This is a genomic window from Bizionia saleffrena (genome assembly GCF_008086175.1).
Taxonomy (GTDB): domain Bacteria; phylum Bacteroidota; class Bacteroidia; order Flavobacteriales; family Flavobacteriaceae; genus Bizionia; species Bizionia saleffrena.
In genome coordinates this window covers 1-15223 of the sequence record NZ_VSKM01000023.1, presented here as the reverse complement: position 1 = coordinate 15223, position 15223 = coordinate 1, and the positions used below count along the sequence as shown (strand labels likewise).

General features: G+C 38.8%; 11 protein-coding genes and 1 tRNA gene. 5 read left to right on the top strand and 7 right to left on the bottom strand.

The genetic code is table 11. The annotated features are described in order from the left end of the window. Positions 1–215 (top strand): transposase (locus ES676_RS14250; protein ID WP_148370844.1); only part of this gene is annotated, 215 nt, incomplete at its 5' end. A gap of 1143 nt (positions 216–1358) precedes the next feature. On the opposite strand, the gene ES676_RS14245 is transcribed toward ES676_RS14250, so the two are convergent. The 6 genes from ES676_RS14245 to ES676_RS14220 form a co-directional block, all read right to left on the bottom strand. Further along, positions 1359–1432: transfer RNA gene (locus ES676_RS14245), tRNA-Asp, on the bottom strand. A gap of 80 nt (positions 1433–1512) precedes the next feature. Beyond that, a complete protein-coding gene (locus tag ES676_RS14240) occupies positions 1513–2442 on the bottom strand; it encodes a DUF58 domain-containing protein (protein WP_148370997.1) in 930 nt (309 codons plus the stop codon). 190 nt (positions 2443–2632) lie between these two features. Beyond that, on the bottom strand, positions 2633–2950 hold the full coding sequence (trxA, locus tag ES676_RS14235; RefSeq protein WP_148370996.1) for a thioredoxin: 318 nt from the start codon (positions 2948–2950) through the stop codon (positions 2633–2635). A gap of 130 nt (positions 2951–3080) precedes the next feature. After that, positions 3081–7466: a DNA polymerase III subunit alpha gene (dnaE, locus tag ES676_RS14230; protein WP_148370995.1), complete on the bottom strand. Its 4386-nt coding sequence runs from the start codon at positions 7464–7466 to the stop codon at positions 3081–3083. A gap of 147 nt (positions 7467–7613) precedes the next feature. Further along, entirely contained in the window at positions 7614–8063 is a 450-nt protein-coding gene (locus ES676_RS14225) for a ferritin-like domain-containing protein (protein ID WP_148370994.1), read from the bottom strand. Positions 8064–8257: 194 nt separating this feature from the next. Next, positions 8258–9310 carry a DUF6252 family protein gene (locus ES676_RS14220; protein WP_148370993.1) on the bottom strand — a complete coding sequence of 351 codons (1053 nt, stop codon included), beginning with the start codon at positions 9308–9310 and terminating at the stop codon, positions 8258–8260. A gap of 145 nt (positions 9311–9455) precedes the next feature. Between ES676_RS14220 and ES676_RS14215 the strand changes: the two genes are divergently transcribed. The 4 genes from ES676_RS14215 to ES676_RS14200 all read left to right on the top strand — a co-directional run bounded on the left by ES676_RS14215 (position 9456) and on the right by ES676_RS14200 (position 12604). Continuing rightward, positions 9456–9953 (top strand): 30S ribosomal protein S16, encoded by a 498-nt coding sequence (locus tag ES676_RS14215; RefSeq protein ID WP_148370992.1) that lies wholly within the window; start codon positions 9456–9458, stop codon positions 9951–9953. A 132-nt stretch (positions 9954–10085) separates the two neighbouring features. Beyond that, positions 10086–10616, top strand: coding sequence for a ribosome maturation factor RimM (rimM, locus tag ES676_RS14210; protein WP_148370991.1), 531 nt, complete (start codon positions 10086–10088; stop codon positions 10614–10616). A 36-nt stretch (positions 10617–10652) separates the two neighbouring features. Continuing rightward, on the top strand, positions 10653–11366 hold the full coding sequence (locus ES676_RS14205; RefSeq protein ID WP_148370990.1) for a tRNA1(Val) (adenine(37)-N6)-methyltransferase: 714 nt from the start codon (positions 10653–10655) through the stop codon (positions 11364–11366). Positions 11367–11425: 59 nt separating this feature from the next. Continuing rightward, the gene (locus tag ES676_RS14200) at positions 11426–12604 is read left to right on the top strand and encodes an acyl-CoA dehydrogenase family protein (RefSeq protein ID WP_148370989.1); all 1179 of its coding nucleotides are present in this window, start codon (positions 11426–11428) and stop codon (positions 12602–12604) included. Between the two features lie 184 nt (positions 12605–12788). Here the strand turns inward: ES676_RS14200 and ES676_RS14195 are convergent, their stop codons facing one another. Next, positions 12789–13406, bottom strand: coding sequence for a DUF3575 domain-containing protein (locus tag ES676_RS14195; protein WP_148370988.1), 618 nt, complete (start codon positions 13404–13406; stop codon positions 12789–12791). Between the last annotated feature and the right edge of the window lie 1817 nt (positions 13407–15223).

The window sequence follows — 15223 nt, the reverse complement described above, 5'->3', positions numbered from 1 at the left end:
ATAACGAAGTAGAAAACTCAAATTTTAAGTCCTTCAATACCATTGCAAGGTCTATACAAATCCATTACAAACCAATTTTGAATTATTTTAACAACAGGAGCACCAATGCTTCCGCGGAATCTTTTAATGCAAAAATCAAAGAGTTCAGGTCGATGTTTAGAGGCGTAAGAGATGTTAAGTTTTTCTTGTTTAGACTTACTAAATTATATGCCTAATTTATGTCACTCCCCAAAAATATTCCTTGATCCGTAAAACCCTTATCGTGCGGATGGCAACCGCAAGCTAGGCCATCCTCCACTGCCAGCCGCTGCGGCTTTTACTTGTTTTACTACGCCTACGAAAAGTAGGCCATTTAAGATTTAGGTACTAAATGAGTATTACTTATATTCTTGAAGTGAAGCAATTTCCTCCCTTTAGGGTTGGGGTAAAGAAATTGAGAGGTGTTGCTTTCACCCCTAAATCCCCTAAAGGGACCTTCATTACGGATGTGGATCAATTTCCGCCCTTTAGGGTTGAGGTAAAGACATTGGGATGGACGTTGCTTTCACCCCTAAATCCCCTAAAGGGGTCCTTAATTACAGATGTGAAGCAATTCCCTCCCTTTAGGGCTGGGGTAAAGAAATTGAGATAGGCTCTATTTGAACCACAATCAAAACCATTCACTGTTTACCACTCACTATGCACTTTTTAATGAAAAATTCACTTAAAAACTACCCCGGCCTATCGCCGATCTATCGTAAAATTTGAAATGAAGGCACCGTAAAATTTTAGGCTGTTTGAGCTAACAAAAATTAGGAATTGATAACAGATCTCTCCAGCGAGTTCCTAAAATTTAGGGGCAGAATGATAAATTTAGATAGAGGGTCGTAAGCCTAGACTTTTTTGTTTCTTTTTTTGGCAATGCAAAAAAGAAAAAGAATAATAAATAAAAACACTTTATCGAAACGTTATCAATCTTAAAGCACCAGCACACACTATTTGAACCACAATTAAAACAATTATAAAAAGTAAAGAAAACCATCTAATTGTTTTCAATGTTAGCCCTTTAGGGTTGGGGTAAAGAAATTGAGATAAGCACTACTACACCAAAAATCTTGCTTTAAACGGAGTTTTATTTCAATTCACACACAACATTTAGGAATGATCCTCGTGAGCTCACGAACATTCTTAACTAACAAACCGCCCTAAAACAAAAAAGCATCCCAATTTTCTAAAAGAAAAAAGGAAAGCTTCTCATCGGTTTGAGCTATAAAATAGCTTCTACCACATTGACGGACTACTACATCCGTCAAAACAACACAACTAAAATTTTTCGCCAAAAAAAGCTTCAAATTTCTTTGAAGCTTTAGCAATTTTAGCGGTCTGGACGGGACTCGAACCCGCGACCTTCGCCGTGACAGGGCGACATTCTAACCAACTGAACTACCAGACCGTTGCCTTATTGCGAGTGCAAAGATAGTCTACATTCTCGATTACGCAAACCTTTTTCAAACTTTTTTTTATTTATTTTCATTACATGAATTTTTGACGCTCCAACATATAGCTTGTTAAAACACCATCGAAACCGCTATTTACATCAGCCTCAACATATTTGATTTTATTCTGACCACATTTTACCCGTAATTCGTCAAAATATGTTTTTACCATTTTTTCGTAATTTTCTTTTACAACTTCCGAATATAGATTAATATGCGCTCCTGTTTCCACGTCAATAAACCGTTTTGGTGCATTATCGAAATCAAAATGATACTCTTTTTGCTTATCGAAAACATGAAATAAGACTACTTCGTGCTTATTATGCTTTAAATGTCTTAAGGCTTCGAATAATTTATCGTGATCGGTAGCGGTTTGAAACATATCTGTGAAAACGAATATTAGAGAGCGCCTATGGATCTTTTCGGCAATTTGATGCAGATACTTGTAGGTTTCTGTTGTCTTGTTAGCAGGCTTAGAAAGTACTGTATTGCTTAACTGAGCCAATAACATTTGGTGATGGCGCTCGCTACCCTTTTCACTAGCATAAAAATCGTATGCATCGCTATAAATACTTAAACCTATAGCATCGCGTTGCTTTTTTAAAATATGCATTAGTGCGGCCGACGCTAAAGCAGAAAAGGCTATTTTATTTAACTGCGTAATGCTAAACGTGTTGAGCTCTGGATAGTGCATAGAGCTACTATTATCTAAAATAATATGACAACGCAGATTGGTCTCGTCGTCGTAGCTTTTGGTATACAGCTTATCAGATTTGGCGTAAAGCTTCCAATCAATGTGACGGGTACTCTCGCCTTGATTATAAATTTTGTGTTCGGCAAACTCTGCAGAAAAACCGTGAAACGGACTTTTATGCATCCCCGATACAAATCCTTCAACGACTTGTTTGGCTAGATGCTCTAGGTTTTTAAATCCTCCAGCGTTATGTAATTCGTCTGTTAAATTCATCTGTTGCTTTTGCGTTAAGGATGGAGCAATTTGTTTGAGCGCTCCCCATTTTTTCTCGGGAAGCGAGTTGTGAGGGCCTGGTTTTGTTTTACCTTATAGTAAAACAAAAATCGCCCCACTAAATAATACCCTAAACTAGAAAAGGTTTGCCATAACAGCAAACCTTTTCCATATTCTTTATAAATATATACTATAAAAGCGCGTCGATAGCGTCTGTATAAGCGTCTTTAGGCGCTACACCTACTTGTCTACCAACAACCTCTCCGTTTTGAAAAATAAGTACGGTTGGTATGTTACGTACACCATATTTTGCTGCGAATTCTTGGTTCGCGTCAACATCAAGTTTTCCTACAACTGCTTTACCGTCGTAATCTTTACTTACCTCGTCTATAATTGGTCCAACCATTCTACATGGTCCACACCAAGCGGCCCAAAAGTCTACCACTACTGGTTTGTCGCTTTTTAAAACGGTTTCTTCGAAATTTGCATCTGTGATTTCTAATGCCATAATATTGTGTGTTTTAATGTGTTTTACTTCGTGTTAATATGCAATATTAATCAAAAAAAATGCCAAAACTTATAACCTGACAATTTGTTTTTTTTATAGCTTTATTGGTTTGTACTATCGTTGTGGTATTTTAATTTAACTTATAAAATACTTGCTGCTCTTCGAGGGCGTCTAACAATTCTTGAGACACCTTAACTTTTTGTCTTCGGCTAGTCATTTCTAATTTAATCTGTTCTTTATTATCGTACACTACAAAATCTAATAAATGACTTCCGGGATGCATAGCAATTAAACCTTTTAACTTCTGAATTTTAGGGGCTTCTAATTCTCTAATATTTAATTGAATAGACAATTTACGCACATATTTATCCATAACATCGTGCAACAACTGAAAACTATTGAATTGCAATCGTGGATCACTTTTTTTACCCGTATCGCGATTTACCCAACCTTCTCTTACAAAGACTTTAACGTGCACGAAGCTATTAATCATTAAAAAATGACGGTGTTTTAAATACTCTTCTCCAAAAATTCGAAACTCGTAAGAATCGGTATAATCTTCGATAGTAAACAACGCCCAGCCTTTTCCTTGCTTACTCACGCGGTGTTGCACATCGGTTACAACGCCACCAAACGTAATATCCTTGTTAACGTGCGGCGCTAAATCTCTAAAATATGAGATGGTTCCCGAGCAGAAGCTCTTCATTTCGGTTCTAAAATCGTCTAACGGATGCCCAGAAATATAAACCCCAACGACTTCGCGCTCTTGGGCTAGTTTTTCCATTGTACCCCAGGTGTCGCATGGCGGCACTTCTGGTTCTTCAATTTGTACATCGCTGGCCCCACCAAATAAACTGACTTGCGATGAATTTTCGTTTTCTTGATGCTTGGCGCCATAGCGAATTGCTTTTTCTAGAAACGTTAACTCACTACCTTCCTTATGAAAATATTGCGCCCTGTGGGTGTCTGAGAAACAATCGAAACCCCCAGCTAAAGCCAAATTTTCGAATGCTTTTTTATTGGCTGCCCGCAAATCGATACGCTTCGTTAAATCGAAAATAGACTTATAATCGCCCTCTTTTCTATTATTAACAATCGTCATAACAGCGCCGTGACCCACGCCCTTAACGGCTCCCATTCCAAAACGAACGGCATAATCTTTATTTACTGAAAATTTATAATACGACTCATTGACATCCGGACCCAGCACGTCTAGTTTCATGCGCTTACACTCTTCCATAAAGAAGGTCACCTGCTTAATGTCGTTCATATTATTAGATAATACGGCCGCCATGTATTCGGCAGGATAATGTGCTTTTAAATAAGCGGTTTGATAGGCTATCCACGCATAACATGTTGAGTGCGATTTATTAAAAGCATAACTCGCAAAGGCCTCCCAGTCTTTCCAAATCTTCTCAAGCTTTTTAGCATCGTGCCCTTTAGCACTGGCTTGATCGATAAACTTAGGTTTCATTTTATCTAATACGGCAATTTGCTTTTTACCCATCGCTTTACGCAAGACATCGGCTTCACCTTTGGTGAAATCGGCTAGCTTTTGCGAGAGTAACATCACCTGCTCTTGGTATACCGTAATACCATAGGTTTCCTTTAAGTACTCTTCCATCGCTGGTAAATCGTACTCAATGTCTTCATCCCCATGTTTACGACGAACGAAACTTGGAATATATTCCATTGGCCCTGGACGGTATAAGGCATTCATCGCAATTAAATCGTCAAAAACCGTCGGTTTTAAATCTTTTAAGTGCTTTTGCATTCCTGGCGATTCGTATTGAAAAACCCCCACCGTTTCCCCCCGCTGGAACAGCTCGTAGGTTTTAATATCGTCTAGCGGAAAACTATCCGGATCTAGTAATATATCGTGTTTTGCTTTTACAATTTTAACGGTATCTTTAATCAGGGTTAAGGTTTTTAACCCCAAGAAGTCCATTTTTAATAACCCCGCATCTTCTACGACCGAGTTATCAAATTGGGTAACGTATAAATCCGAATCTTTAGCGAGTGCTACGGGAACGAATTTGGTAATATCGTCGGGTGTAATAATTACCCCACAGGCGTGAATACCAGTATTCCTCACCGATCCTTCAAGCCGTCGCGCTAAGTTAATGGTTTCCGCTTGCAGGTCGTTTCCATCGGCAAGGTTGACTAGCTCGTTTACTTTTTCTAAATCTTCTGCTCTAAACTTTGCGCCCAATTCCTTGTCACTTAAACCGAAAATTTTATTCAGTTTCGACATATTAGGAATCAATTTCGCAATCCTATCAGCATCAAATAGTGGTAAATCTAAAACTCTGGCGGTATCGCGAATAGCCGATTTTGCCGCCATCGTACCGTAAGTTATAATTTGTGCTACCTGGCTACTTCCATATTTGTCGATGACGTAATCCATAACGCGACTTCGGCCCTCGTCATCAAAATCGATATCGATATCGGGCATACTCACACGATCGGGATTAAGAAAACGCTCAAAAAGTAGATTGTACTTCATTGGGTCGATGTTGGTAATCCACAAACAATAGGCCACTACCGATCCGGCTGCCGATCCACGACCCGGCCCTACCGACACATCCATATTTCGGGCTTCACGAATAAAATCTTCTACAATTAAGAAATACCCGGGGTAGCCCGTATTTTCAATAACGCTCAACTCAAAATCCAATCGCTCGATAACCGCTTCCGAGAGTTCTTCGCCATATCTTTTTGTCGCCCCTCCATAGGTTAAATGCCTTAAAAAAGCATTCTCTCCACGTTTGCCTCCATCAGTTTTATCGTCCACGTGCATAAATTGCTCCGGGATAGTAAAGGCTGGCAATAACACGTCCCGTGCTAATTGATAGGGTTCCACTTTATTAACTATCTCTTCTGTCGTGCTAATCGCATCGGGGAGGTCTTTAAAGAGATTTTTCATCTCCTGTGCCGACTTAAAGTAATACTCTTGATTCGGCATACCGAAACGGTACCCGCGACCGCGACCAATTGGCGTGGCTTGCTTTTCCCCCTCTTTTACACACAATAAAATATCGTGCGCATTGGCATCGCCCTGCTTGCCATAATAGGTGTTATTAGTGGCTACCAATTTAATATTATGGGTATTAGCGAATTTTATAAGGGTAGGGTTTACGCGATCTTCATCTTCCTGACCGTGGCGCATAAGCTCGACATATAAGTCGTCTCCAAATTGCTCTTTCCACCATAGCAAGGCTTCTTCCGCTTGGTGTTCTCCAACATTTAAAACCTTGCTTGGCACTTCCCCATACAGGTTTCCTGTGAGTACCAGCAAATCTTCTTTATACGCTTCTATTAACTTTTTATCGATTCGTGGTACATAATAAAAACCGTTAACAAAGGCTTGCGACGATAGTTTGGCCAAATTATGATACCCGTTTTTATTTTTGGCGATTAAAACAACTTGGTATCCGTTGTCTTTTCGTGTTTTATCTAAATGGTCTTCACACACAAAAAACTCACACCCTATAATGGGTTTAATCTCTTTTACGTGCGATGTTTCGCCTTTTGCGTTGGCTTCTTCTATTTGCGCTTTTGCCGAACTGTTATGCTTATTTACCGCATTGATAAAGTGAAAAGCCCCCATCATATTCGCGTGATCGGTTAAGGCTACGGCAGGCATATTTTGCGCTGCGGCTTCCGAAACGATATCGCCGACACTCATTGTGGACTGTAATACTGAAAACTGAGAGTGGTTATGCAGATGTACAAAATCGACTTCCTTTAAATCTTGTATATTCTCCTTTATTTCTTCAGCAGATATGCCAGTCGACTCTTTTTGTCGTAAACGCTCGGCTATTTTGGCGCTTTCACGCTTTAGGTTAATATGCTTTAATCCGATGAGTGGAATCGTCTGCGGATTGTCTTCCGAGAAACGTTCAAAATAATCTGGCAGTACGTCGAGTTGCTCGATAGTAAATTCTTGCCTACGGATTAACTCAAAGAAACACCGCGTGGTTGCTTCCACATCGGCCGTTGCGTTATGGGCCTCAGAAAAAGGTGTGCCGAATAAATACTGGTGCAACTCGGTTAAGGTTGGTAATTTAAATTTACCATAACGTCCACCAGCGATCTCACATAAACGCGCGGTGTGCTCGGTACACGTATCTAACACAGGAAGCTCTTGCAAGGCATTGGCAACGTTTTCACGCACAAATTCTGCCCCCATAATATTTAAATCGAAGGTTACGTTTTGCCCCACCACAAACTTAGTTTTACCTAATGCGCTATTAAAAAGGGCTAATACCTCAGACAATTCAATCCCTTGCTCTTGTGCTAACTCGGTAGAAATACCGTGAATTTTCTCGGCATCGTAAGGAATATTAAAGCCGTCTGGTTTAATTAAATAATCCTGACTTTCAATACAGCGCCCCATATCGTCATGCAGCTGCCAAGCGATCTGTATACACCTTGGCCAGTTATCTACATCGGTTATTGGAGCATTCCATCGTTTCGGTAATCCTGTGGTTTCCGTATCGAAAATTAAGTACATAATTATGTTTAAAAGTGTGAGAAAATAGGGAGGTTAAAAATAAGAATAAAGAATAGTATAACGCTATAAAAACGGAATGTTTTATAAACAAAAAAATCCAACCGAAATACGGTTGGATTTTTATACGATAGGACTGCTTACTCTATATTAAGAAACAGTATTCTCATTTAATTTTTCTGTATTAATAGCCGCTTGTATGGCATTTCTGTGTTTTAAGATCATCGCATCAATGGTTGGTGGTAAATTTTTTGCTGTTACCATCTCATCGTATTCTTCCAGACTTGCTTTCTCTCCTTTAATAGCTTCCTCTAAAACCGCTTCCTCATTATTACCCGAGAACGTCGATTTTAAACTCATCCAATTCCTGTGCATCGTTCCTTTAAAACTTCCTGAGTCCTTTGGTTCTTCACCATATTGCAGGATTTCATTTTTAATTTCTTTTGCGAATTCACCACGCTCGGTTGCACGTCTTTTAAAAAACATTTTAAGGCGGTCACTGTCTACATTTTCAGCCGCATTTTCATACCCTTTTTCGGCATCATAATTTTTGACTAAAAGTTCATTCAACTTGTTCGAAATTTCTTCTGTATACTTCATATTCGGTGGGTTTTTAAATTTCAATACTTTCTTTAGTAGGATGCGTACTGTTTAACATCGCCACTACTAATATAGCACGAATCGCACCGTTTATCAAATGATTTAACACTGTTTATGAGGACTTTAAGAAGATTTAACAAAAAAAGCTGCAAACATTACGTTTGCAGCTTTATATAATTATAAGGTGTTTTTATTTAGAACGCGATATCTATAACGCCAGAGGTTAAACTGACATCACCACCAGCGTCCGATTCTACTGGGCCAGAGAACGTACCGTTTATATCAGTTGTACTATTCGCCGTAATTTCAGAAGTAAATATTCCTGCTGCATTATTTGCGGGGTAGTAATCTGAACTAATTAAGTGAATTGTAAAATTAGAAATAATATTAGCACCTGTTTGTCCTTGTTCCACATCAAAAGAAATCCAATCGCTAGAGCCAGCATCTTCAGCGCTTACCGATACTGTATTTCCGTTGACATCAACGGTGATGTTCTCATCGAACGTTTTTGGCAAGGTTCCCACAGTTACGGTAATCGCTCCACTAACAGGAGTCGCTACGGCCGTACAATCTAAAGCATCAATTTCTGCTTGAATGCCTCCTGAAAGATCGCCACACGCGTTTTGTTTTGTAATTAAAGCGAGTTTATGGTTATTACAAAGCGCAGTGTAACCATCGGCTGCCGGATCTGAAACCGCTAAATTTTGAGCGGTAACCTGAGCTGCTGCTGTTGCTGTTTGGCAGGTTATGGCCGGCATGTCTGGGTCGCCCACTACACCTCCTACTAAAGGCACCTTATGGAAAAAGCCTTCGTTCATAGTTACCGAAGTCATTCCTGAACTGTTATAAGCATTAAAATAAAAGGCACCAGAAACATACCCCTCTACTACGTTTACTTCTTTAATGGTAATAATACCACTAGCAGGATACACGTGCACGTCTGGATCTGGTGTGTTCTCTGTAGACCACAGCATACCGTTAATATCTAAAAGTGTTGCTGAAGCACTAGAAGTCTGAACATCGTAATCACCTGGTAGCGCACCGTTTACTGCAAGCGTTACCGTTTCGTAATTATCAGAACCCGTTATAGTTAACTGGCCATTCTCTACTATATTCGCTTTATAGGTAACAGCTTCAAACAAATTACCATCTTTTTTAGCCTCAAACGATGGTGTTTTAAACTCCAGATCATCTCCACAGCTTAGCAAAGTGACCATTGATAGAACTAAAACAACTAATTTTTTCATAATAATTTAATTTTATACGTCTCAAAAATAGAATAAAAATCAGTAAACCAATAGTTTTACTATAAAAAGTTAAAATATAAATATTAATAGTATCTTTGCCATCTTATTAATAATAGAGGTCGCGAACCTCATAAATTAATTTTTTATGTCAGTAAAAATAAGATTACAAAGACACGGAAAGAAAGGGAAACCTTATTTCTGGATCGTAGCAGCGGATTCTCGCGCTAAAAGAGATGGTAAATACTTAGAAAAACTAGGTTTTTACAATCCAAATACTAATCCAGCAACGATCGATATCGATCTTGATGGTGCAGTAAAATGGTTACAAAATGGTGCTCAACCAACAGACACAGCAAAAGCAATACTGTCTTACAAAGGGGCTTTATTAAAAAATCACCTAGCAGGTGGTGTACGTAAAGGCGCTTTAACTGAAGAGCAAGCAGAATCTAAATTCAACGCTTGGTTAGAAGATAAAGGAGGTAAAGTGAATGCTAAAAAAGAAGGTTTAGCAACGGCTCAGAGTGATGCTAAAACAAAAGCGTTTGAAGCAGAAAAGGCAGCTAACGAAGCTAGAATTGCAGCAGCAACTCCAGCAGTCGAAGAAGCAGTAGAATCTACTGAAGCAACAAACGAAGAGGAATAAAAATTTAATTTTTATACTTTTAAAAACTCCGATAGTCATCTATCGGAGTTTTTTTTTGCTAAATACTTTTGTTTTTCGCTTTAAAAGAGAGATTTTTGCACTAGTAGTGACTAGGCTAATAACACCACGATAATGAATAAAAAAGATTGCTTTTTCTTAGGGAAAATTGTAAAAAAATACAGTTTTAAAGGCGAGTTACTTGCCAAGTTAGATACAGACCAACCAGAACTTTACGAAAATTTAGATTCGATATTCGTTGATTTAAGGGGTAATTTAGTGCCTTTTTTTATTGAGAGTTCCCAATTACATAAATCGGAATTGCTGCGTATTAAATTTGAAGAAGTCGATACCGAAGCGGATGCCGATAGCTTAATGAAAAGCGATTTGTACCTACCACTAGACTTTTTACCGGAATTGGCAGACGATAAGTTTTACTTCCACGAAATTATAGGGTTCACTGTCGAAGATACTAATTTCGGCCACGTAGGTACCATTACAGGAGTTAACGACAGTACAGGGCAATCGCTTTTTGAAATCGACCGCGAGGGCATAGAAATACTCATCCCGATGAATGACGCCTTTATTGAGAAAGTAGATAAGCCTAACAAAACCATTATCGTTGATACACCAGAAGGCTTAATCGATTTGTTTTTAGAAGAATAAATACCACGACATACGTCACAACACCCTCCTTTGCTTATGAGCAAACCGTTTCAGTTTAAAGAATTTAAAGTCCACCAAGACCAATGTGCTATGAAAATTGGCACCGACGGGGTGCTTTTAGGGGCTTGGGCCACTGTAGAACACCATCCGTATTCGATTTTAGATATTGGTGCGGGCACTGGCGTGGTGGCTTTAATGCTAGCGCAACGCTGTGCTGCCGAAGTTATCGATGCTTTAGAAATAGACGAGAAGGCTTACGAGCAATGTGTCGATAATTTCGAGAGCTCCCCTTGGGGCGATCGCCTATTTTGTTACCACGCGGCACTACAAGAGTTTGCCGAGGAAATAGACGATACTTACGATGTAATTGTCTCCAATCCCCCCTTCTATTCGGAGGATTATAAAACCAATAATGCCCAACGCGATTTGGCGCGATTTAGTGAAGCTATGCCGTTTCATCACCTTACTAAAAGTGTTGGTAAACTCTTGTCCGAAACCGGGAAATTCGTGGTCATTATTCCGTTTAAAAACGAAACCGACTGTATTGCGCTCGCTGCCGCAGAACAGCTTTTTGCCAACCGCATCTTACGCGTAAAAGGTAATAACACTTCAGAAACCGTGCGCAGTCTAATCGCCTTTTCATTCCAAAAAACGCCGATTATTGAGGAAGCACTGACTATTGAAACGGCAAGACACAATTACACAGCAGATTATATAAATCTAACCAAAGATTTTTATCTTAAAATGTAGATTAAAATTGTAAACAGAAAAGCATTTCGTTACTTTTGTTATTCAACTAAAACAAAATTATGAAGCCAGATTTATTTGAAGCTCCCGATTATTATAACTTAGATGAGCTCCTTACAGACGAACATAAATTAATACGCGATACTGCTAGAGAATGGGTGAAACGCGATGTGTCTCCTATTATTGAAGACTATGCACAACGCGCAGAATTCCCTAAGCAGATTATTAAAGGTTTGGCAGATATTGGTGCTTTTGGCCCTTATATCCCAGAAGAATATGGTGGTGCTGGATTAGATCAAATTTCTTACGGTTTAATCATGCAAGAAATTGAGCGTGGCGATTCTGGAGTGCGGAGTACCGCTTCTGTACAATCGTCTTTAGTAATGTACCCCATTTATAAGTACGGAAACGAAGAACAACGTGAAAAATACTTACCAAAATTAGCCAGTGGCGAATGGATGGGTAGTTTCGGTTTAACCGAGCCTGACCACGGAAGTAATCCTGGTGGCATGACAACGAACTTTAAAGATATGGGAGACCACTATCTTTTAAACGGTGCAAAAATGTGGATTTCGAATGCCCCGTTTTGTGACGTTGCCGTGGTTTGGGCTAAAGATGAAAAAGGACGCATACACGGTTTAATCGTCGAGCGTGGCATGGAGGGCTTTACAACGCCTGAAACACATAACAAATGGTCGCTGCGTGCAAGTGCGACTGGCGAACTTATTTTCGCTGACGTAAAAGTCCCTAAAGAAAATCTATTACCAAACAAATCTGGATTAGGCGCACCATTAGGTTGCTTAGATTCAGCACGTTTCGGAATTGCTTGGGGTGTTATTGGTGCAGCAATGGATTGCTACGATACGGCATTGCGTTACAGTAAAGAACGCATGCAATTTGGCAAACCTATTGGACAATTCCAATTACAACAAAAAAAGCTAGCGGAAATGATTACCGAAATCACCAAAGCGCAATTATTAGCGTGGCGATTAGGAGTAATGCGTAATAACGGTACGGCAACCTCAGCGCAAATCTCTATGGCAAAACGTAACAACGTAGATATGGCTATTAATGTCGCACGCGAAGCACGACAAATGCTTGGTGGAATGGGTATTTCTGGTGACTATAGCATTATGAGACACGCTATGAATTTAGAGAGTGTTATCACTTACGAAGGGACGCACGACATTCACTTACTAATTACAGGAATGGATGTTACAGGACTAAACGCTTTTAAATAAGACTTAAAAATCCGCTCCTTCAGTGTAATTACGGTCTGATCGCCGTCTGACAATACAAAAAATGCTTCTCCAAACAGAGAAGCATTTTTTGTATCCTATTTTATAAAGCACACGCCAACCCGTGCGGATTTTTCGAGAAATCCGCCCGCCCCCCATAACGCCCATCAAATACCACTACTAAAACCTACTTCAACGCATAAATCAGCATTACGCCACCACGATACAACAACACCTCGCCACTACCATTAAAATCACGATAATTATTGGCCTCTATATCTACCCGTTCTAAGCCATTATATCCTTTATAATTAGATTGCGATAAGCCACCACCAACGAAAAACTCAATGCCCCAGCGGGGATTAAATCGTTTTTTATAGCCTAGCGTCAGTCCGTAAAAGGTGACGCGTCCAGATTCGAAAGCTCTTTTCTTTGGAGTACCGTAAGTGCTTGGATCTTGATACTTATCATACACCACTAAAAAACCTGGTTTTTGCATAGTGAACATTCCAAACCCCACGTGTCCACCCACAAAGAGACCTTCTCGATGGGGTTTCAGATAATAGCGAAATTCAGGAAATACTTGAATAATTTGTAGGGGTTCTCCATTAAAGCTGTCCCAAAAAGACGCTAGAACATCCAGCTGAACGCTAGAATGTTCGCTAATAGCAAATTCAACACCAAAATTAGGGATTAATAAGGCCCCAGTAGCCATATTAAATTTTACCTCTGTTTGTGCACTCAAACTAATAGCATAAAAAAGGCTTAACGCCGTAATAAAAATAAAATGATATCTCTTAATCATATTTTCTAAATTGTATATAAAATAACCTGCCTTGCCATTAGCGAAGATAACCACTCACGAGCGCATCACGCAAGGTAATCTGCGAATCGCCCTCTATTTTCACCCCTAAACCCCCTAAAGGGGACCTTCGTTTACGGTTTTAAATCAATGTCCGCCCTTTAGCATTGGGGTAAATAAATTGAGATAAGCACTATTTAAACCACAATCAAAACAATTCTAAAAAGTAAAGAAAAACATCTAATTATATTCAAATGCTGACCCCGGCCTATCGAGCATCTATCGTAAAATCTGAAATGAAGGCACCGTAAAATTTTAGGCTGTTTGAGCTATCAAAAATTAGGAATGGATAACAGATCACTCTAGCGAGTTCCAAAAATTTAGGGGCAGAATGATAAATTTAGATAGAGGGTCGTAAGCCTAGACTTTTTTGTTTCTTTTTTGGGCAATGCAAAAAAAAAAAGAATAATAAGCCAGATCAATCTTAAAGCAACAGCACACACTATTTGAACCAAAATCAAAACAATTATAAAAAGTAAAGAAAAATATCTAATTATATTCAATGTCCGCCCTTTAGGGTTGGGGTAAAGAAATTGAGATAGGCTTTACTAGATCATAATCTATCTTTGAACCATAATCAAAACGAGTCACTATTCAATTACTATTTCAAATAAACCTATTAGCTTTTCTAATATTCATTTTTTCCATTGATGAAAAAACGAACCAAAAAAATCTAGGCTGATTTTAGTACGCTTGAAAACTGCGTAAAACCCTTATCGTGCGGATGGCAACCGCAAGCTAGGCCATCCTCCACTGCCAGCCGCTGCGGCTTTTACTTGTTTTACTACGCCTACGAAAAGTAGGCCATTTAAGATTTAGGTACTAAATAGATTTTAAAACGTTCTAATTATGTTCAATTTCCCCCCTTTAGCATTGGGGTAAATAAATTGAGATAAGCACTATTTAAACCACAATCAAAACAATTCTAAAAAGTAAAGAAAACCATCTAATTATATTCAAATGCTGACCCCGGCCTATCGAGCATCTATCGTAAAATTTGAAATGAAGGCACCGTAAAATTTTAGGCTGTTTGAGCTAACAAAAATTAGGAATTGATAACAGATCTCTCCAGCGAGTTCCTAAAATTTAGGGGCAGAATGATAAATTTAGATAGAGGGTCGTAAGCCTAGACTTTTTTGTTTCTTTTTTGGGCAATGCAAAAAAGAAAAAGAATAATAAATACAAACACTTTATCGAAACGTTATCAATCTAAAAGCACCAGCACACACTATTTGAACCAAAATTAAAACAATTATAAAAAGTAAAGAAAACCATCTAATTATATTCTAATGCTGACCCCGGCCTATCGAGCATCTATCGTAAAATTTGAAATGAAGGCACCGTAAAATTTTAGGCTGTTTGAGCTATCAAAAATTAGGAATTGATAACAGATCACTCCAGCGAGTTCCTAAAATTTAGGGGCAGAATGATAAATTTAGATAGAGGGTCGTAAGCCTAAACTTTTTTGTTTCTTTTTTGGGCAATGCAAAAAAGAAAAAGAATAATAAGCCAGATCAATCTTAAAGTCCCAGCACACACTATTTGAACCACAATCAAAACCATTCACTGTTTACCACTCACTATGCACTTTTTAATGAAAAATTCACTTAAAAACTACCCCAGCCTATCGAGCATCTATCGTAAAATTTGAAATGAAGGCACCGTAAAATTTTAGGCTGTTTGAGCTAACAAAACGTATGAATTGATAACAGATCTCTCCAGCGAGTTCCTAAAATTTAGGGGCAGAATGATAAATTTAG